The organism is Hymenobacter crusticola, from assembly GCF_002154225.1.
Lineage (GTDB): Bacteria > Bacteroidota > Bacteroidia > Cytophagales > Hymenobacteraceae > Hymenobacter > Hymenobacter crusticola.
The window spans coordinates 1-19,215 of sequence record NZ_MTSE01000040.1; the positions used below are offsets into that span (position 1 = coordinate 1).

The 19,215-nt window shown below is 47.5% G+C and carries 27 protein-coding genes; 13 read left to right on the top strand and 14 right to left on the bottom strand.

The features are described from left to right. The 3 genes from BXP70_RS26995 to BXP70_RS27005 form a co-directional block, all read right to left on the bottom strand. Positions 1 to 586 (bottom strand): hypothetical protein (locus tag BXP70_RS26995; protein ID WP_143436723.1); only part of this gene is annotated, 586 nt, incomplete at its 3' end. A 13-nt stretch (positions 587 to 599) separates the two neighbouring features. Next, positions 600 to 974: a hypothetical protein gene (locus BXP70_RS27000; protein ID WP_086597240.1), complete on the bottom strand. Its 375-nt coding sequence runs from the start codon at positions 972 to 974 to the stop codon at positions 600 to 602. A gap of 110 nt (positions 975 to 1,084) precedes the next feature. Beyond that, positions 1,085 to 1,315, bottom strand: coding sequence for a hypothetical protein (locus BXP70_RS27005; protein WP_086597241.1), 231 nt, complete (start codon positions 1,313 to 1,315; stop codon positions 1,085 to 1,087). A 134-nt stretch (positions 1,316 to 1,449) separates the two neighbouring features. Here BXP70_RS27005 and BXP70_RS27010 point away from each other — a divergent pair, with 134 nt between their 5' ends. The 6 genes from BXP70_RS27010 (at position 1,450) to BXP70_RS27035 (ending at position 7,250) form a co-directional block, all read left to right on the top strand. Then, positions 1,450 to 2,154, top strand: coding sequence for a helix-turn-helix domain-containing protein (locus tag BXP70_RS27010; protein WP_086597242.1), 705 nt, complete (start codon positions 1,450 to 1,452; stop codon positions 2,152 to 2,154). 319 nt (positions 2,155 to 2,473) lie between these two features. Next, entirely contained in the window at positions 2,474 to 2,974 is a 501-nt protein-coding gene (locus BXP70_RS27015; protein WP_086597243.1) for a Panacea domain-containing protein, read from the top strand. A gap of 9 nt (positions 2,975 to 2,983) precedes the next feature. Beyond that, entirely contained in the window at positions 2,984 to 4,792 is a 1,809-nt protein-coding gene (locus tag BXP70_RS27020) for a DUF4149 domain-containing protein (protein ID WP_086597244.1), read from the top strand. Positions 4,793 to 5,150: 358 nt separating this feature from the next. After that, positions 5,151 to 5,438, top strand: coding sequence for a DUF3892 domain-containing protein (locus BXP70_RS27025; RefSeq protein WP_086597245.1), 288 nt, complete (start codon positions 5,151 to 5,153; stop codon positions 5,436 to 5,438). 74 nt (positions 5,439 to 5,512) lie between these two features. Next, positions 5,513 to 6,511, top strand: coding sequence for a hypothetical protein (locus BXP70_RS27030; protein ID WP_086597246.1), 999 nt, complete (start codon positions 5,513 to 5,515; stop codon positions 6,509 to 6,511). A 115-nt stretch (positions 6,512 to 6,626) separates the two neighbouring features. Continuing rightward, positions 6,627 to 7,250 carry a carboxypeptidase-like regulatory domain-containing protein gene (locus BXP70_RS27035; protein WP_086597247.1) on the top strand — a complete coding sequence of 208 codons (624 nt, stop codon included), beginning with the start codon at positions 6,627 to 6,629 and terminating at the stop codon, positions 7,248 to 7,250. A 64-nt stretch (positions 7,251 to 7,314) separates the two neighbouring features. Here the strand turns inward: BXP70_RS27035 and BXP70_RS27040 are convergent, their stop codons facing one another. From BXP70_RS27040 to BXP70_RS27070, 7 genes are all read right to left on the bottom strand, one after another. Then, the gene (locus BXP70_RS27040; protein WP_086597248.1) at positions 7,315 to 7,845 is read right to left on the bottom strand and encodes a hypothetical protein; all 531 of its coding nucleotides are present in this window, start codon (positions 7,843 to 7,845) and stop codon (positions 7,315 to 7,317) included. Positions 7,846 to 7,955: 110 nt separating this feature from the next. Next, positions 7,956 to 8,294 (bottom strand): hypothetical protein, encoded by a 339-nt coding sequence (locus tag BXP70_RS27045; RefSeq protein ID WP_086597249.1) that lies wholly within the window; start codon positions 8,292 to 8,294, stop codon positions 7,956 to 7,958. Positions 8,295 to 8,501: 207 nt separating this feature from the next. After that, a complete protein-coding gene (locus BXP70_RS27050; RefSeq protein WP_086597250.1) occupies positions 8,502 to 9,125 on the bottom strand; it encodes a hypothetical protein in 624 nt (207 codons plus the stop codon). Positions 9,126 to 9,166: 41 nt separating this feature from the next. Then, positions 9,167 to 9,397, bottom strand: coding sequence for a DUF2188 domain-containing protein (locus BXP70_RS31155; protein WP_086597251.1), 231 nt, complete (start codon positions 9,395 to 9,397; stop codon positions 9,167 to 9,169). A gap of 27 nt (positions 9,398 to 9,424) precedes the next feature. Continuing rightward, positions 9,425 to 9,958 carry a hypothetical protein gene (locus BXP70_RS27060; protein WP_086597252.1) on the bottom strand — a complete coding sequence of 178 codons (534 nt, stop codon included), beginning with the start codon at positions 9,956 to 9,958 and terminating at the stop codon, positions 9,425 to 9,427. Positions 9,959 to 9,979: 21 nt separating this feature from the next. After that, positions 9,980 to 10,729 (bottom strand): ImmA/IrrE family metallo-endopeptidase, encoded by a 750-nt coding sequence (locus BXP70_RS27065; protein WP_086597253.1) that lies wholly within the window; start codon positions 10,727 to 10,729, stop codon positions 9,980 to 9,982. Next, a complete protein-coding gene (locus BXP70_RS27070; protein ID WP_086597254.1) occupies positions 10,716 to 11,078 on the bottom strand; it encodes a helix-turn-helix domain-containing protein in 363 nt (120 codons plus the stop codon). The genes BXP70_RS27065 and BXP70_RS27070 overlap by 14 nt, the downstream gene beginning before the upstream one ends. Positions 11,079 to 11,977: 899 nt before the next feature. Here BXP70_RS27070 and BXP70_RS27080 point away from each other — a divergent pair. The 3 genes from BXP70_RS27080 (at position 11,978) to BXP70_RS27090 (ending at position 14,033) form a co-directional block, all read left to right on the top strand. Then, positions 11,978 to 12,283: an ArsR/SmtB family transcription factor gene (locus BXP70_RS27080; protein ID WP_086597256.1), complete on the top strand. Its 306-nt coding sequence runs from the start codon at positions 11,978 to 11,980 to the stop codon at positions 12,281 to 12,283. Between the two features lie 11 nt (positions 12,284 to 12,294). Further along, positions 12,295 to 12,786, top strand: a complete 492-nt coding sequence (locus tag BXP70_RS27085) for an SRPBCC family protein (RefSeq protein WP_086597257.1) — start codon at positions 12,295 to 12,297, stop codon at positions 12,784 to 12,786. A 320-nt stretch (positions 12,787 to 13,106) separates the two neighbouring features. Continuing rightward, a complete protein-coding gene (locus BXP70_RS27090) occupies positions 13,107 to 14,033 on the top strand; it encodes a DUF3667 domain-containing protein (RefSeq protein ID WP_086597258.1) in 927 nt (308 codons plus the stop codon). Between the two features lie 506 nt (positions 14,034 to 14,539). Here BXP70_RS27090 and BXP70_RS27095 read toward each other — a convergent pair. After that, on the bottom strand, positions 14,540 to 15,358 hold the full coding sequence (locus tag BXP70_RS27095) for an SDR family NAD(P)-dependent oxidoreductase (protein ID WP_086597259.1): 819 nt from the start codon (positions 15,356 to 15,358) through the stop codon (positions 14,540 to 14,542). Between the two features lie 479 nt (positions 15,359 to 15,837). On the opposite strand from BXP70_RS27095, the gene BXP70_RS29740 reads away from it, so the two are divergent. The 3 genes from BXP70_RS29740 to BXP70_RS27105 all read left to right on the top strand — a co-directional run bounded on the left by BXP70_RS29740 (position 15,838) and on the right by BXP70_RS27105 (position 17,339). Beyond that, complete coding sequence (locus tag BXP70_RS29740; RefSeq protein WP_143436724.1) at positions 15,838 to 16,434, top strand: hypothetical protein; 597 nt, start codon at positions 15,838 to 15,840, stop codon at positions 16,432 to 16,434. Then, positions 16,431 to 16,607: a hypothetical protein gene (locus tag BXP70_RS30100; protein WP_179197871.1), complete on the top strand. Its 177-nt coding sequence runs from the start codon at positions 16,431 to 16,433 to the stop codon at positions 16,605 to 16,607. The genes BXP70_RS29740 and BXP70_RS30100 overlap by 4 nt, the downstream gene beginning before the upstream one ends. A gap of 138 nt (positions 16,608 to 16,745) precedes the next feature. Beyond that, positions 16,746 to 17,339: a GrpB family protein gene (locus BXP70_RS27105; RefSeq protein WP_179197872.1), complete on the top strand. Its 594-nt coding sequence runs from the start codon at positions 16,746 to 16,748 to the stop codon at positions 17,337 to 17,339. Here the strand turns inward: BXP70_RS27105 and BXP70_RS27110 are convergent. Further along, the gene (locus BXP70_RS27110; RefSeq protein WP_143436726.1) at positions 17,299 to 17,595 is read right to left on the bottom strand and encodes a hypothetical protein; all 297 of its coding nucleotides are present in this window, start codon (positions 17,593 to 17,595) and stop codon (positions 17,299 to 17,301) included. The two genes, BXP70_RS27105 and BXP70_RS27110, sit on opposite strands and share 41 nt — an antisense overlap. A 95-nt stretch (positions 17,596 to 17,690) precedes the next feature. Between BXP70_RS27110 and BXP70_RS27115 the strand changes: the two genes are divergently transcribed. Continuing rightward, positions 17,691 to 18,191 (top strand): hypothetical protein, encoded by a 501-nt coding sequence (locus BXP70_RS27115; protein ID WP_086597263.1) that lies wholly within the window; start codon positions 17,691 to 17,693, stop codon positions 18,189 to 18,191. Positions 18,192 to 18,313: 122 nt separating this feature from the next. Here the strand turns inward: BXP70_RS27115 and BXP70_RS27120 are convergent, their stop codons facing one another. After that, the gene (locus BXP70_RS27120; RefSeq protein ID WP_245849765.1) at positions 18,314 to 18,946 is read right to left on the bottom strand and encodes a GNAT family N-acetyltransferase; all 633 of its coding nucleotides are present in this window, start codon (positions 18,944 to 18,946) and stop codon (positions 18,314 to 18,316) included. 70 nt (positions 18,947 to 19,016) lie between these two features. Next, the coding region (locus BXP70_RS27125; RefSeq protein ID WP_143436727.1) for a helix-turn-helix domain-containing protein at positions 19,017 to 19,215 on the bottom strand (199 nt) is incomplete at its 5' end.

Sequence of the window (19,215 nt, forward strand, 5' to 3'; positions counted from 1 at the left end):
AGGCCACTTGCACCCGGCTTTTGAGCGTGGCCAGGTGAGCGTTGACACGCTGAATGCGCTCCTCAGTAAAAGCCAATTGACGCTTCTCGCGGTCGGCGGGTTTGCGCGCTCGTTGCTCCTGGGTGGACCAGTAGCCTTTGGGCAAGTAGATAGCCATAGCAAGTTCCTGGCGGACGCCTCGCAGGTAGAAAGCCCCGCGTAAGGGATGCAGCCAGTCATGCAGGGTCTCACGGGTATCCAGGGTGAACTCAAAACGAATGGCCCCAGTAGGTGTCTTCTTCTCGGTGCGCCGCGCCGGGCGATAATCAATCGGAGCTACTGCGGACGGTTGTGGCTCCTTGGCCACTCGACTTTGTTCCCGTTCCTGCTGACGCTGGGTTTGCTCCACGTGGTCCAGCAAGAGTTGCCCGATACGGGTAGCGAGTCTGATGGGCACCAGGATCTCACAGGGAGTATCGGGATTGACCATGGTGCGCAAGGTGACACCCGCGAGGAACCCGTTGCGAATTTGTTCGGTGGCAAAGTCCAGCGTAGGCTCTGCCGAGGCAGCCTCCACGGAGGCCACCGAGTGCGTGGTAGTGGTCATAAGGTAGGGAAGGTTAGAGGCGGAGCAGCTCCGCGTACGAAAGGCCGGTTTCGGCCGTGAAAGCCTGTTCTTCGCAAGCCGCCACTAATTCGGCGGCGTAGTCACTAGTGCGGCCGCGTTGCTCGCGCTGGGCAATGGCGTGGGCGAGTTGGCGCTCAGAAAGGACGCGCCCGACATTACGCTGCCAGACTTGCAGGCGCTTTGTGTCTTCCATCTGGTAGATGGCATCGTTGGCTCGCAGGCGTTCGTCTTCGGCAAAGACGGCATCACGGAGGAGCTCGGAAAGGTGCACCCGGAGGAGAGCGAGGCCGAGATGAACGGCGAGCGTTTGGACGCGAAAGGTCGGGGCAAGCGTTGGCGCGCTTGCCGGAGCAATCGATTTTTCCATTACTTTTGGAGTGAATAGTTAACTGGGTGAGAACTCGGTTAAAAAGGGGTTACTCGTTGGCGCGAGTAGCCCCTTTGTTTTAAAAACAATTAGTTCAGCTTGTCACTGATCTAGGCGTTAAGGCTTGCTAAATCTTTGGCGGTCTCTAACGCCCCAACTTCACGCGCAATGCGCATGGCTTCAACAACAGCCGGATGACCTGGCTTGCTCTTTTTGATAGCGGCGCTCACTGCTTGCTTTTTGATCCCGAGCTGATTGGCAATGCGCTGCATCGTACCACGGGGCAACAGATCAGCCAGTTTTTTCTGAGCAGGTGCTTCGATTGTTGCTTGACTTTTCATGTAGAGACTTTACTTTGTATCGACTTTGATTGTCTTTGATTGACGAATCAAATGTAGTAAACTCTAGAAGTAAAAGTCAAGCAAGTCATTTGATTTATTTTAAAGTCAAATGACTTGCTTGAACAAACGCGATAATGTCAAAAGCAAGTGATATCGGTGTATTGATTAAGAAGCTACGCACACAAGCTTCCCTGACTCAACAGCAGTTGGGAGATAAAGTAAGTGTGACAAAGGCTTCTATCTCTGCATATGAGAAGGGAAAGGCACAGCCGTCTGACCAAGTGCTTACTCTACTAGCAAAGGAATTTGACTTATCAATTGACGAGTTCAAGATTAGGTTGACTGACGTCACTTCTCAGCCTAATCATATCCGTAATGCAGACTTTTCGCCCAATATGGTGGCGGTGGAGCTACCGTTTGCCGCCTCCCATCTCCGCGCTTCTCTCCTTGAGCACGAAACATCTTTAGCTCACATTGGTGATCTAGACTCTGTACAACTATATGTAAACACGAAAGAGGAGGTAGCTAACTACATAGATGCTATTGTCATCGAAGCAGGAGAAGACAACATGGAACCCCTCCTCCACGCTGGTGATAAGGTCATCGCCTGGCCAGTCCCCGAAAGCGAGTGGGAGCAGGTCTACAATCAAGTGTGCGTCGTGGCCTATAAGGATACGGTTACCATTAAAGCCGTACGCGAGAACGAATTGCCTACACGCGGTCTTCTCACGCTCTATGCCCAGAATACCACTGCAGGCTTTCTATCAGTACAACGGCAGCAGATCAAAGCCATCTGGCGAGTGGAGGAATTCTTTGAAAGACCCAAAATCCGGCTATAAGAAGTAGTCGAGGAGTTCAGCAAAGGGCTAGTAGTTACTGATACTGCGACGTACGTGATGTATCATAGACAGCATGAGTAATAAACGAATAACACTCTTGGTTTACAAGTATCACTGTATTTATAACTAATATTACATGAAATATATATTTTATCCACAAATCATTGACTATAAATAACTTATATGTATTTATAATGTATAAAAAACTAATAAGTGCTATTGTTTTTAGCACCAGATTTGCGTACTTGCGTATCCTATAACAAGGATGCCACGCATCTTTCAAATAGTCACATTGCCAACTGCTTAGCTTATCAACGCCATGAAGAAGTGGAATATGTTCTCGTACTTGGTTACACAGCTTATCGCTTGGAGCGATGAGGTGAACTCTGTTGAGCAACGTAACTCACTTACTAAGCTTAAGTTAATCAAGCTGCTCTTTTTTGTATCTGCTGCGGATCAAAGCAATGGACCTAGTAACCTATTAGCTGTTTTTAACAATTTCTACGCAATGCCATATGGTCACGTAGAAAGTGATATTTACAACGAAATTGTTAACAGAGGTATACTTGATTACTCGTTTGCTAACTCGATGAAACTTGAAGCAAGTGAAGACGATAAACGTGTTATACAATCTGCTGTTGGGTATTTGCGAAAACAGAACAACGACCTCATCAAGTATACAGCTAATGAGTTAGTTGACTTAAGCCATGAGTGGCATTCTTGGAAGTCGGTTTATGGTATTGCTCGTACTTTAGGTAAATACAGCATGAAAATTCCGGTAGAAGTAATTGAGAAGGAAAGAAAATTCTATCACTTGTAAGAATATATAATGTCGGAGGTTGATCAAATCTTTCAAGATGAGATTATTCAAGCTATAGATACAATCAGAAAGAATCTAGATAACACAGATTATACTCTTGCATTAATATCTCAGTTATCTGAAGAAATTATAAACTATTATAATAGATTTGTTATAAGCGGAAGATATATAGAATCTAATTATGCAATCCCTCTCAAGGAAGTCAAGCAATCTATAGAAAGCCTATACTCATACATCTTCGGCTGTCCACATGAAATAGAGCATAGCATAAACTCAGTTAGAGAAATACTAGAAGAGGCTAATAACGCATTAAGTGTATTGCATACAAGAGCTAATTCTACTGATAGTGGCAAAAGTTATTTATCCGAGTATTCTTACTTCAATAAGCTAGGAAGCAATAATATATTCGCTTTTGGATTATCTAGTTATAGTTTATTTATCCAGAATATAAAACTTGCTTTCTTTGATCATTTCTTAGCAGTAAAGACAGAACAGCTTGAGGAATTATCTCAAATCAACGAAGAGCTATCCTCAACTAATCTGGCGCAAACTAAATATACATCAATAGTACTAGACAAGTGTAATTATTTGTTGTATAAAATATTATTTCGTTTGTCTAAGGATGAAAATAGCTACGTATACCTCTATAACAATAAAGATAATGAGATAGATATCGAAACAGTCAAAAGCAGAATAGTACATTTCAAACCTTTTCTTGAAGTTACTGAATCACATTATAGTGACCAAGCTAATGCACAGCAATCGTGGATCAACCCTGTGATAGCAAAAAAAGGCAGGTCTATTAAACAAAAACTCTCTCACAAGGAAAATATTAATGTAGAGGAATACCATACTTTAATAAAATTCTCTAAAGACATCAATCATAGCAAAGACGAGGTTAAAGGAATAAAAAATAGCTTTTTTGATATTGAAAAAGGCAATACTTTGACAGCAAAATTCGACACAAAAGCTTTCAATATTAACAAGAATTATATATACAACAACCTACTATCTAGCTCAATAGACAATAAAGAAAGTTTAGCTACTGTTAGGGAAATATTAAATGAAATAGTTGACTTACAAAATACTACTAGTATTAAAAATTACTTTCCTTTTTTTAAAACATCAGAGTACTTTAATGATACTATAGAGAAATATTTTTCTTCTCTTGCTATAACTAAGTATGAAAAATTAGAAGAAATAGAAGCAATAATTCATGATTACAGAAATATCATAAACCAATGTTATCAAACATTTAAATGGTGTAATGATAGGAACTACACAGCTTTTCAGCTTCCCTTTAATGAGTGCATTAAAACCACGAAGGTTGATGGCGAAGATCAAGCAATATTTCTTTCTTCTTCTTTTGTTCTACCTATTAACTATAGAGACATTGATACACAATTATCTAAATTGGACAGGGATTATAACAGAATAAAAACTCAAATTGCACTATACAAAACGGTTAAGCAAGAGAGAACAGAAATTGAAAGAATAAAAACTCTTTTAACTAGTGAAGTTGTAGAAAAAGACAGAAAACAAATAGAAATACTTGGCATTTTTGCTGCTATAGTTCTATTTTCTGTTTCCGAAGTGCAGCTTTTTTCTAAGGTAACTAGCATAGCTCAAGCAATGATGTTCTCCATATCATTTGCTTATAGCTTAGGAATCTTTATTATTCTACTATGGCTTATAACTAGGAATTACGACGTTAAAATCTCGACTGTACACTGGATTGTGATAAGTTTGTTTGTATGCATAACAATTATTTTATATATAACTTTAGTTGGCTGGGAGATACTAAATAGATTGTTGTAAATCATCCATGAATAGCGCTCAAATAAACAAGAAAGCCCCTGAATCAGGGGCTTTCTTGTTTGATACTACCTTAGAGATATAGTTCCGGAATGTTTATCCTTTGATAGTTCTTGAATAGCATCCTGCACCACATTGGCTAAAAGCAATCTACTAGATAGGAGCACTTACAAGAATTACCATCATGGTAATTATGGCTTGCCAAAATGGAAATATTTAACTTGCTATTAGGCTTAGCACAATACTATTAAAATTATTTTCTTTTGATTATCAGCATATTACGTTATAATCAAATCTGTAAGGCATAAAGTATGGCCTTGACTACACGCAGCCGATTCACATACCCGACTGCGAAAAGCCAATGCCAAACCGGATCACCCACATCCGCAAACCCAATGTTAACAGCACGGAAGAGCACATTACCCATGTCCGTGTGTACATCTCCACACCCCCTGTGCGTGTCACAGATTACACCGTGGAAGAAGTTATTAACTGGATTGATAAAGGCTATCAATTCCACGTGCTAGTCGGTGGCTTCCAAGTAGCGGTTACCCACCAACGAGCAGCTTCTGGTCGAGAGTACATCAAGACGCAGCCGGATGTTACTCGTCGAGATAACCTGCTTAGCTTACCCCAAATACCTAACTAGTACCTCATAACATGTGAGTAAAAGCCTTTCGTTAAGAGGGGCTTTTACCCTTGTAAATACATTCTATTTATTTTATGGAAACAACACTTTTAAATCCATTCACGGATAAGCCGATTGACCCGCGTTCGGTAGTCAGTAATATCAAACCTCGGGATGGCTTAACAGACACGACCGTTGCAATACAACTCGCCACCCCACTATCTAACCGAGACGAAGTATTCTTCATTGAGTGGGACTTTCTTCATCATCACCAAGAGGATAAGGAGTACCAGAAGATCAAGACCCTGATTCAAGGCTTATGGCAAAACAGCTATCCACTCATTGGTAGCCTAGAAGTCATCAGCTTGGAACTCCTACAAAAGAAACTAGCCACTGCTCCCATCCCACGCACGCCGAAAGAGAAGCTAGACAACCTCATTCTTTTTCTTGCCAAAAAGCAAACAGAAGATGGTGCTAGCGTCAAATTCCACTACCTGACGGAGTATAAACGGCTGTACTTTAAGAGTAAAAACGAAGCCTACTTCTACCAGCAAACGTTGGTTACGAACGGCTTTCTAAAACAACAGGGTGGACCCGATACAGATGGGAGTCTTGTTGTCGAACTCACCTACCGCGGTCTGGCGTACGTGATTGAGTTGGAAAGTGCTGGCCCAAGTTCGAACTACTGCTTCATTGCACTCTCCTTCGCCTCGCAAATGGAGGAGTACCGTGACACCATTGCCCGTGTAGTGGAGTATCATGGCTACCAGCCCATCATTGTCAACAGTGACTTTGTCGTCACCAGCGACACCCCAGTAATCGATGAAATCCTAGCCGGCATTAAGCGCTCAAAGTTCTGTATTGCGGACTTTACCATGCAACGGACGGGTGTGTACTTCGAAGCAGGCTATGCACTCGGTCTAGGTCGACCGGTTATCTATATCAGTGAGCGCAAAGATTTTGAAGCAAATGCTCACTTCGATTTGCGTCCTTTCCAGCACATCTTGTACTCCGACGCACAAGAGTTAGAGAAAGCGCTGAGCGTAAAGATTGCTGCGTGGATTGGCAGCTTGAATCCTGAGTATAAATCGTAATGCTCGTACAGAGCAACAGGCAGATAGACATACCATTCGTCATTTACCGAGTTAATTGTGCGTCAGCAATGTTCAGATTACCGGATTAGTCACGCCAACAGGCAAGTTGTAAAGTATGAAAGTTGGTAGAGCAACAATTTTGGCAGCCGTATTTGCTACGGCAGGTGGTATATGGGTATCCTACTACAATGCAAAAGAGCAAAGGGAGCTAGAGCGTGAGCAATTTCAATCTAATCTTATTCAGCAGTCAATTGATTTTAAAGACTATAAACAGAGTCGTGCTAACCTACAATTTCTTATCGATGTAGGCCTCATTGCTGAAGAGAATAGTAAGATCAACGCGTTCATTCGTGATACCAGTGTTCATCTACAAAGACCAATTGACCGGTTGCCTATTGCTCCTCCATCCCACAGCAAGCCATATAAAATAGGTTTATTCAGCGAGGCTTATCTAACAGGAACTATTGTGGACGCTTTAACCAAACGACCAGTAGTAGGCGCGGTGGTTATAGTGGAGGCATATCATCGAAGATATTTGGGCCGCCCAGAACCACCACCCCCAGAAGCTGAGAAGATGGTAACTGCGCGTGATGGTAAGTACCAAGTTCATAAACCCTGGGGTGAGTACTTCTTACACATACAAAGGCCAGGATACAAAAGCGTGAAGCTATCTAGTATAAGTCTAACAGATTTGACAGGAATACCAGATGGTCAGATAATTGAAATAGAGCGTGAGTAGCTACTCCAATGCAAGACAAAAAGCCCCTCAATACTGAGGGGCTTTTTGTTGCTCAGTCCCAGATCTAGCTTTCTGTTTGTTCGGGGATTCTATAAACGGCCACCAATTCTGGATTAGTTGCTTTTTGAATTAGTAGAGTTCCCGAGGCAGTGTGCAGGTGCTTAAAGCCGGGGGAAACAGTTGTCTGAGTAGCCAAGTAATCTAGTAAGGCTTGATAGGTATTGAATCTGCCTGGATGATAACCTAGCGCAACGGTGTTTGGCTGGTTGCCGTGCTTGGTAAGATAACTATAGGCGTCCACCTTGATCTTTTCTAAGATCTTGCTACCTATGAAGTGGTACAACTCTTTACTTGCCTCTACCCAAGTATCATACAGGAACGTGGGCATCAGACTTAAATCGTTCAGTACCCTGTCGGGAAAATTCTTTAAGTAAACAAAGCTATGCCCCTTGTAGGGGTGCGTGGCCAGTATGCCCGGTATCTCACTGTTTTTTATTGATTCAGGATCGCAGTTTTGAAAGGATGTATCCCAGTAGTTGCTCCGGAATAGCTGCTGCAACTGCACTTCGTAATCTTCCTGTTTTGGAATAGGCATGTTGTGGGGGATTGAGGTCGCAGAGTTATAATCTGAGCTAGGATATAGATGAGTCAAAAGGGTGCTTCAAAACCTCTAGGGTTTTGGCTTATTATCCTGTTCGAACTTCCTTACTGTTCCTGCTCATCCAGCGCAAGCTGTAGATCGCTGAAATATTGCTTCAAGGCATCGATAAAGACTTTAGCGTCTCTATTGCCCTCTAGCGTTTTCGCTATCTCCCACTCAGACAGACGAGTGAGCACATGGTTCATATCCTCTAGCGTCCAAGTAATCTCAACGGCCGTGATATTACGGTTAGCTAGTCCGCTACTTACCTTTTGAATGGCGGATATAAGCAAGTCTATATCCGCTCTTACCATGGGATAACCACTATGGTAGCCTTCGTATAATTTACTGATATGGTATTTATACGAGTCAGGCAATAGAATTTTCAGATTCCGATTAGTCATATCGTTAAGTAACGTTAGCAGTTAAAAGGTATCTGCAGGATCTATTACTTAGGTTCAGTAGGTGCTTGCGCTGTCGTAGGCGTAGCTGGGGCGCTGCCTGGATCAGGGATAGGAGGCGGCGGTGGATTGAGCATAGAGGGCGGCGGCACTAGGCCACCATGTACTTTCCCCCTTTGAGGGCGAGAATTTCCTGGCTTCCTCACGAGCTTATTTGCTTGGCTTGGCTTGCGTTTGCGGAGCTTGAGGCGGTGCAGCCGGCGTAGGCGGCAACGGCGGCGTGATAAAGTTTCCAGTGGCTTCCAATCCTCTAACTTGGTCTGCGCCGGGACCGGGCTTAGTCGAGTATGGAGTCGATTCGTTGGGCATAGTAGGAAAGATGAAGTTTAACGAAGCAAATGCGATAAAAGAGAAGACCCCGATTAATGAGCAGATCACGCAAGCCATGTTTAAATACTGAAGCCAAGTGGCTTTCCTATTAACGCGCTTGCTGTAAGAATCGACCTTGTTTTGGTCAACAGGCTCCTTTTTAAGGTAGCTATCCTTGTAGTACTGAAGTCGCTCTAGCATTAAGCCGAAGTTGCGATAGGAGGCTTTATGTGAGAGCAGATTCAAAATGAGTGTGATAGCAAACATGACCCAAGCAAACAGAAGTACGGGTAACCACTGTCTAGCTGTGACTGAGGAAATGTCTTTTACAAAGGTGAGGGTCAAGGCTAACCCTCCACCTGCTAGGTAGACAACCTGTTTGTCAAATTCTTGATTGGATAATTTATGTAGCTCCATCAAACGCTCGACGTCTTTATCTAACCCCTTTAGATACTCATCTTCCATTCGCCTGATAACAGCTTATGTATTTGTGAGGTTGCTATCTATTAACCACGTGGTGGATAGGGATCTGCTCCGTAAGTGTATTCCGTGCGAAACTGATTGTTAGTCCCCTGTACGAGTACTTGAGCATTGTGCGCTGGCCCAGACTGATGAGCGGCATCGATGGCACTCCGAATGGCTAGTGCCTGTGTTGTATAGGGCCCATAGTGCTGCTCACCAAGTTTAATTTTCCATTGATTGTTGTGGTAAACCACATAATAGATTGTGCGTGCCATAATCTAAAAGTTTAGAAATGTTTAGATCTACAACCCCGTCGCTTTTCGCCATTGACGGTAAGTTGTATAGGGCAGCTTACTTTTTGCTGCGAGTACTTTGCCAATAAAGACATCACACTCTGGCTCCTTCATATGTCCTCCTTTCACAGCCAAATGCAACACATCCATCGTAGTGTAGTAAGTGATCTGGTGCGTTTGGCAGTAACTTTTGATGTCCTTCAAATTACTGCTGGCAATAAAGTGTGCATGGTGCCGAGCTAATGCCATGCAGGCACTCTCCCCAGCTCCTAAGCCCTGACTGCGTAAAGAGGCGTATTCATGCAGTACATCGTCATCTTCTTCTGGCAACGCGAGGCGTTGTATCTGGCAGACTTGACAGAACATCTCCAGTGGTTGCCCGAAGCGCCAAACCCGTGAAAGCTCCTGCTCGACTACATCTAGCAGGGCTAATCTTCCGCCGAATACATCAGCTAGTATGCCTGGTCGCTCCCCGGTGATAAAGTGGCTTAAGACATCTGCGTCTAGTAGAACTTTGGGTACCGGTGTGTCTGATGACGACATGAATGTGAGGGGCTGGGTGATCTACTCGGGGGAAGCGGAATGCAGGGCATTCAAGGGCAGTCCTAAATCCAGTAACAACCCAGCATAATTCGTTTCAGAAATCAACTCGCGGTCATACAGACGATACGCTAGTTCTGCATAGTCCCCAATAGGGGTACGATTCGGAGTAGCCCGATACAAGTCAGCGGAGTACCCTAACCGTTGAGCCGATTCTGCTACTTGTTGCTTGAATTCCTCTTCCTCTGTTACCGTAATCAACTTCATGGCTTTGAGGCGTACTAGAAGGGCTGCACGCGAGCACTGCAGGTACTGCTCTAGCTTCACAATGGTAGGCAAAGACAAATGCGGATGAGGTTCGTACTCTTCCTCTGGAATTCGAGCTAAGATGCTATCGTAGGGCATCAACAAGTACGCGGCGAACCAATCGGCATTGCGCTCCTCTGCATCAGTTTGCTGATTGAACCGGCCTGTGTTACAGACTTGCGATTCAAAGCGCTCCTGAATGAACAGGTGATAGAGTTCATGGGCAATGGTGAAATTTTGCTTTCCCTTACTATGATCGGAATTAACTAAAATAAACCGGTTTTCGCCGCTCTTTAGCGCCATACCGGAAAAAGCAGAATCTAAAGGCCGAAACACAGTTAGGACGTTCAGGCGGCGTAACAGCACCTCAAAATCAATGCTTCGCGTCTGACCTAACTGATGAGCCGCTCGAAAGCGACTGGCTTTGGCCTCAATTACTTGGGCATCTAGTTCTCTACTCTTGCTCACGTTTCAGTAACTCTTGCATTTTCAGATAATTGGTCACAATGCGCCGAAAGTCTGCCACTTGTTCTAGTTGTGGGGCACCTAATTCGCCTGACGCACGAAAAGCAAATGCAGCAGCCAACTGCTGCTCTTGTGGATTATTTGACAGAAGATCAGCAAGGTTAATACCGAAGAGGTTAGCAAGCTTTTCCAGTAACAGGATAGAAGGCTTACGCGTGCCGTTCTCAAAATATGAAACCATTTCCCGCTTAACTCCCAGAAAATCTGCCAGTTGTTGCTGGCTCAACTCCATATTCGTTCTAAACGCCTTTATATTATTCCCTAAGCTTGATCCCTGCGCTTGCATTTCCATTCTTGACGCGTTCAAATAGCGTGATTTATACGTTCTTTTCTGTTACGAATTTACTGATATTTATGAAATATGTTATAAAATGTAACAGATAACCAGGAAAATATTTCCATTAAAATTAGCTTTATTACTTATAATATACTGATATTCAGCATAATTAATAGCTTTACTTCATTTACTAATTTAATTAGCTTCAGCATATATACACCATCAGTTTGTTACATGCCCTTCTGCCTACTTATACGGAAGCTAACTACTCTTCTTATCAATAAGCAATGGCTCCGCCAACGAGAACTAGAACGCATCAGCGCCTATAGTACCCAAGACGCCGCCACCAGTGCCAAAGGATCCCTCAAGTGGGCCAAGGTCAGCGGAATCGCGGCTGTCGTTGTCATCCTCGTCTCCCTCCTCTTCTTCCTAGTTCAACGAGCGGATAGTAATGCTACCGACGCCAAAGTAAAAGCACTAGAACAACGCATACAGACTCTTGAAAAACGCTTAAATGCCCAAGTCCAATAACCAGCTGCTTAGCTCCTAGTAAAAAAGCCATCTTCCGATAGGAAGTGGCTTTCCGGTTTTCAACCTACGCTCAAGGAAAGGTTGGTATACCCTTTATCGTTCGACACGGGTACTTGCTTCAGCGGCACTAGGTGTTGCCCAAGGCACGCCGCCAACCGTCGTCAGGGTACTCATTCCAACAGATCTTGGCGGATGCTTTCGCTCCGTTGTGACGAGTAGCTGCCTGGGCAAGCGATTAGTGATCGCTGCATCAAACCCCTGTTGTGGGCGTTCAGAGCCCCATGGGCGCGTTGGATACGGCCGTCCACACGTATAATGCAACTCAACATTTGCGCAATCGATCAGTTGCGTATACATTTGCAACCAAACGATTGCGCATTGATATGAGACGTGATATTTACCAGGCCATCGCCGATCCAACCCGCCGGGCGATCCTCACGCTACTGACCGTTGGCGCCCTAACGCCCAATGCCATTGCCGGGCATTTTGGCAGTAGCCGGCAAGCCGTATCCAAACACCTGCAGATCTTAACCGAATGCGGCGCTTTGGCACAGGACCAACGCGGGCGAGAGATCTATTACCAGATCAACAGTGCTAAGCTGAAAGAGATCGACCAATGGTTGGAATCTTTTCGCTCGTTGTGGCAGACGCGCTTTGACCAATTAGATTCCTTACTCAATGACTTGTAAACTAACCCATCATGACAACCAACTTTGTGTTCGAAACCGACCGGGGCGCTAAGCAGATTCACGTCGCACGCGAGTTTAATGCGCCAGTGGAGAAAGTATGGCGCGCCTGGACCGAGCCGGCTTTGCTCGAAAAGTGGATCGTGCTGAAACACTGGACGGCCGTCACGAAAGTGATGGATTTCACCGTCGGGGGTATCTGGCTGTATGCCATGGTTAGTCCAGAAGGAAAGGCCCACTGGGTCTATGCGCAGTTTACGGCTATTGAACAAGGCCGCGCCATTTCCTCCATCGGCAGGTTTTGTGATGAGGCGGGTAACCCGGTTCTGGAGGGGCCGAAATCTTACCGGGATACGACCTTCTCCGCTCTGGAGGGAAATAGAACTAAGATCGAGATGGTGCTTACCTTCGAAGAGGAGTCCACCCTCAACCTGTTCCTGGCAGGAGGCTTCCAAGAAGGTATTGCCACGACCCTTGCCTTGCTGGATGAAGTACTATCTGCGTAATAGCCCACATCCCAGTTCTGAGCGTACCGGGAAAGACTAGTTGCAGTAGAGACAACATCGGATTAAACCCTACAGTGTATTACCTAAGAAAAGCCCCTCTTATCAGGAGGGGCTTTTTGGTTTCAAATGAACGAAATCTTGTGTTTCCGTCGCCGGTCTTTAAAGATCCATGGTGTGTGGCGCTATACTCTATACAGATTGTCCCTAGTAAGGGCGCTTACGTCTTGCGTAAGAACTAATTGTCACTAGTCAGCGACGAGGTTTTATTTACTATTTTGCTGCAAATAGCTTTTATTCAACTAGATTCTTCCTCCTCTTCTATGCATTCAACCACTACCCCGTCCATTGTTCTGGACTCCCAACTGGCCCGCTCGGTGCATGAGGCCGCCTTGGGCCCCGCCGTCCATCACGTGCCAGCGGCCTGCCTGAACTGTAGCACGCTGGTCCCCGACCGGTTCTGTGGCCACTGCGGCCAGGATGCCCACCACACGCACCGCCTCACGATGGGGCATATGCTCCATGAGATTCCGCACAGCATCTGGCATGTCGATAAAGGTATTCTCTACTCGATCTGGAACATTCTGATCCGTCCCGGCTCCACCATTCGCAGCTATCTGGCCGGGCAACGCAAGTACCACTTTCCGCCCTTGTCGCTCTTGCTGCTGGTAACCGGCAGCTACGCCTTTATTTCCGCGGTCTTGCACATCGACATGCTGCCCCCCCGTGACCCGGCCATCCCCGAGGCCGTCTGGCAGGCCCAAAAGTCCAGTGTTGCCTTCGTAGCCAAATACATGAGCTGGGTGTACGTGGGGCTGGTACCGGTCATCGCCGCCGTTGCGCGGTTGTTTCTGCGCCGCGGGGGCTACAACTACGCGGAATGCCTTGTCATTGCCGCCTTTATCACGGCGGTTTGCAACGCGCTAACGCTGTTCTCGCTACCCGTTTCCTACTTGTATTCCGGCACTAGCTATATTACCAAAGTGGGGGCTCTCATGTCGCTGGTGAGCTTTGGCTACGCCACCTGGGCCTACAGCGCTATGCTGGCGCATACGGGCCTGAGCTTGGCGGGGCGCCTGATACGAGGCCTTTTCCCGTTTGTACTGGGCATCATCGTACCGTCCCTGCTGATTGGAATAGTTGGGGCGAGTTTGCAGTTAAACACCCTCAAAAAAGAGGCGGAGCAGCAACGGCTCCAAACCCAGCACGCCACCTCAGCACCAGCTCCCGCAGCAGCCCCCAAGCACTAAGTAGCCACCTACAGCCGAGCAGACCGAGGAAAGCCTCCCTGTCAGCGTCACCACTCGCGGCATACGGCGCACGCTGCCCAGGTGCCACTCCATGGGGAGGGTTCGTTGCTTGGCCTTTGTTCGTCCAGTCGTGGCTTAACGGCGCCTTGATTTATTGCACATGAAACCCTCTTCCTCCCTTGCCATTTGGCTCAGCTGTACTAGAACAACGGATACAGATATTGGAGAAACGCTTGAACGCGCAATCTCAATGATCAGCGCCACACAGACCTTAAGCAAAAAGCCACCTCCCCATAGGAAGTGGCTTTCTTGCTTCTACAACTTCTCTGCTCGTCATCCGCTATGACGAGCAAGGACGCCTAGAGATTACCGACACGGATCAGTAAGCCATCGAAACCAGAAAGCCCCTCCAGTACAAGGGGCTTTCTGCATCTTACTAAAAGACTTATCGACTTTCGAACCTTCTCAGGTGCCTGGTTCAGTAGTTCATTACCGACAACCAGGACCTAATCCGTTGAGGCAGCAGGAGGGGTCATACGACGTGGAGGCTCATTGGTCCGGTTTGCGTAGGTAGCAGTCGGAAATCGGACAGTACTGGCTTGGAATAACGCATTCACCGGCTGGTCCCCGAGCTGTGGCACTACAGCGGCCGTTGGCCCATAGCCTATTTCCGTAACTTCTTCCTGGAGTAGTTGAGGGAACACGGCGTCACAGAACTCATTCACGGGTACCCCGTGTGTGGCACCAGGGCCTGCCAGGGCCGTGCGCACCGCCGGCGGAATTAACTCGACTACACGACACGCCGTCCCGGTCAGCGCCTGCCGCAGCGTTAGCGTGTAGCTGTGCACGGCTGCTTTGCAGGCGCTATAGAGGGGCGCAAAGACCTGCGGAATATACGCGCCACCCGAGGTCACATTCACGACCAGACTAGCTTGGGGCTGCGTCAGCAGCAGCGGAACCAGCAGGTGGTTGAGGTGAACAGGAGCCGCCAGTAATAGATCCACTTCTTGTTGCCGCTCAGCCCACGGGGCTTGGTCCTGCGCCAGCCCCACCCGGCGTTGAATGCCCGCATTGTTTACGACAACGTTCAGCGAAGGCATCGTTCGCTGGATATGACGCGCCAAGTCCTCGCGCTGCGCTGGCTTACTTAGATCATTAACCAAGGTTTGTAGCCCGGGCCAAGCTGCTGCTGCTCGCATTAGTTTATCGGCGTCGCGGCCTGTGATGAGGACTTGGCTACCGGCTTGCAGAAAGCGCACTGCCAGTCCCAAACCAATGCCTTCGCTGCCTCCGGTAATGAGAACAGATGCTTGCTGAACATTCATGCGAGATAGAGTAAAAAGGAGATAACAAAAGTCTTGCATTCTTCTCGCTCTATGCTGGTGATGATTTCAGAAACTAGTCATCTCAGCCCTACCTAACAGCTCACGCAGTGCTTCCTCATGCCATCAGGTAGTAGTACTATACCTGTGCCATAATATGCACGGCGATTCGAAAGTCTTTCACCACGTTCTCGTGTACGCCGGCGTGGAATCGCCCTTCGTGCGCGAACTTCCGCAGGTAATCAGCTCGGTCTATTGCCCATAGTCGCCAGGTCTCATCTGGCTTATCCCATTCTTCCACGTTTACTAGCTAGTAAGATTGTTCTTCCTAGCAGCTGTCTAACTCTATACCAGTTACCAAGAGCTATTAGCTAGCTGAAGGCTGATCAACTACAGAATATATTCGGGATCTATCGCACTTGCCCTTACATTCGTAACAAGCTTATTTATCGCGATCGTCATCTTTATAGCGCCCATCCTCTTTGCTTCGTTCACTTCTCACGCGCATTAAGACCTTTCTTCGCCGTCATTCCTTACGAGAAGAAGTTAATGGTTTTGAACCAGGAGTAGAAAAGGCTTTTACCCTTGATCAATTACTGGTTGATGCATCGCTTTCAGGTGACGAGTTACTACGAAGCATAGAACGCCAAATCGTTCAATCACCAGTAGAAATTGGGGTGCTTTTTGACCAGGAAGGAAATCTCCTTGTGAGCAGAACTGGCACAACAAGCGGAATAAATTTTGTACATGGTGAATTAGTCCAGATGGAAGATGGTATCTTGACCCATAACCATCCGAGAGGCAGTTATTTCAGTGAACAAGACCTGTACTTTGCTTGTGACTACAATCTGGCTGAACTTCGAGCTGTAGCAGGCAAGAAAGTTCATCGGTTAATTCGCCCACCAGCGGGATGGGACTCAATAAAGCTGAGAAATCTTTGGAATAGTGAGTTGCGTAAACTCCAACATAACTATAAACAAAATAGAGCTAACCGATCTTATTTTGAAAAGCAGGCGCACGAACTGCCTCTCAAAGTCGTTAAACTCTTATCCTTGTACACTGAACCGCAGAAACTATGAATAAGATACCTGCCCACGACAGGTTGGTTTCTGAAAAGGAATCATCCAAACACATCACTGCCCTGTTTGACTCCTGGGATGAAGAAGCTAAACAAGAGGAAAGCAAGGTATTCCATAAGAAAGCGTCACATCCTAAGCAGAAAGGGAAACGGCTCCGCTTCAACCATGCTTAGAAGTAGCTTTACTTGACAAATCAAAGCCCATTCGTAGGAGTGGGCTTTTTCTTTTTTGATACAGTGTTCTGCTCACAGATGAAGCCCAGCTATACGGCCGGGCTTTTTGCTATCTTATGCGCAAGCCCGATCACTACCATGGCCAACCTGCCCATTTTTGGATCCTCCCGACCTGTGGTGCTGGTGCCCTACCAAGCCACCTGGGCCGATGAGTTTGCTACGTTGGCCCAGCGGATCCAAGTGCTCGTAGGAGCCGACCTCGTAAGTATTGATCATATTGGCTCCACGGCCGTACCGGGTCTGGTAGCCAAGGACGTACTGGATGTCCAACTCACCGTCACTAACCTAGAGTATGCACCAGCCCTCTTGGAGCCCTTAGCCCAGGCCGGATTTCGACTGCGCCCCGGGTTCGAATACGATATCTTTCACGGCTTGCCACCCCACGCGCTGGACCTACGCAAGTGCTACCTGCGTGAGCCGGCGGGTGAGCGGCGCGTGCACCTGCACGTGCGGGAAGCCGGCCGGTTCAATACCCGCTATGCTCTGCTGTTTCGCGATTATCTGCGTGCTAACCCCGCGGCCCGTCAGGAGTATGGTCTGATGAAAAGTCGCGCCGCAACCCTCTTTCCGAGCAGCATTGCCGGCTACTTGTACCTGAAAGAACCGGTATTTCACCTGGTTTATCAAGCCGCTATGTTATGGGCTGATCAAGTGAACTGGCCACTAGGGTAAGGAGGCTGTTTTCTGTAAGGTCAAGACCAGTCCACTCCAGCCTTCTGCTCCTTCCCGGTGAAGTATACAGTGCTTCTACCGTCAGTCCCTCAGCTACGACTACCTTCCCGAAAGCGGTTTGCTGAAAGTCCTCGGCAATGATCTCTAAGTCGCGAGTTAAGTCATAATCGTGGCTGCGACGTGCACCTACTTCTACTTGCTTGCTGCGAGTCTCTTCTTGCAGGATATACTCGGCTAACGTCTTGGCTGGGGTCATAACGAAAGATAAGAAAAGCCCAGCCATACGGGCCAGCTTTTTGCTATCCTACTCTGCACCTAGCTGTGCTGAATTAACCCAGGTGCTTGACGACGATGTATACACGCCTACCTGCCCTTTTGTTGCTGACGCTAGTAAGCGCCTGTGAGCCTTCTTCCACTCATTCGGAAGCGACGGCGACCTCCACAGAGTCTCCCTTCCCCAAGCCTGCCTTGGTGTATGACGTCACGCAGCTCGCTGGCAAGAGCCCGCAGCAAGTACAGCAACTCTTGGGCAAGCCTGATCAGGCACGCGCCGAAGCCGTTCGCACCGCCCCTTGTGGGCGTGTCCCCTGTGGGCGGCACACCTACCAACAAGGGCGCTTCGATATTGTCTTTATTCAGCATAAAGCCGACTGGATCACAATCAACGGTATTGCCGAACCCCTTACCGATGAGGCTATTCAAGCCCTAGGATTACCGGCTACAACCCCCTCGTTTCAGAGCCGAGACAATGTGATCCGTTGGCGTTCGGTGAAGAACCTGCAAGAGGTAAGCGCCTTCAGCAACGGCAGTGGGGGAATCAGCTACTTCTACGTTAAGTGCACGACGTTATAAAAGCAAGCATCTCCTGCCCTGACCCACTCCCACCTGCAGGAGAAACGACAATGAGCCACGCAGTGCGCGGCGCAGATTATTATAAAAGAGCAGGTAGGTGAGCAAGCTGCATGCTACTATTCTTATTTGCGGTCAGTTTCCAAGATCGCATAGAAGTAATTATCCACCCACTCCCCGCGAATGGGTAATATCTGCCGTTTACGCCCTTCCCGCTGCATTCCCACTTTTTCCAGTACTCGGATGGAGGCGCTATTCTCCACGGCACAGCCCGCTTCAATGCGGTGGAGCGACAAAGTGCTAAACCCAAAGTCCAGCAACGCAGTCAAGGCTTCGGTGGTGTACCCTTGCCGCCAGTGGGTGGGATGGATCTTGTACCAGACCTCGGCACTTCTAAAGTTGACTTTCCCCAAGTTGAGCGCCATCAGGCCGCCAAACGCCTGGGTGGTTCGCAGCCGCATCACAAACGTGTATGATGTGCGAGGCGTCGCATTCTGGTGGGCAACCCACTCGCCTACCAGCCGCTGGGTGGTCTCGAGACGATCGGGAATACCCAAGGTATTGAACTCGTCGGTTTCCGGCAGAGAGTGCAACTGGTGGATAGCGGCTACATCGGCTAAGGTTACTTCCTGTAAGGATAAGCGTGCTGTTTGAAGTTCCATAAGCCCAGTATAGCCGAAAATACGTCCCCACCCGGTGCTACTCGAAGCCAGTGACAGGACCAAGGCACGCTGGAAGATAGTAGAAAGCTCTTCCATCAGGTAGTGGTCCAGGACTTTATAGCATGCAAAAGCCCCTCGCGTGAGGGGCTTGCTGTTTTTCTACCACTTACACCGTGCGCCACGTTTTGCCGCGCACCACATACGAGATGGTGGGGCGGCTCACGCCGAACTGGACCGCTAGCGCTTGGTTACTGTAGCCTTGCGCCGCTAACGCCCGAATCTGCTGGATGCCCTGATCGGTCAGCTTACTATGCGGGCTGCGGGTGCCGCACGTATGGAACCGTTTCAGCACCGTGACGTCGTCG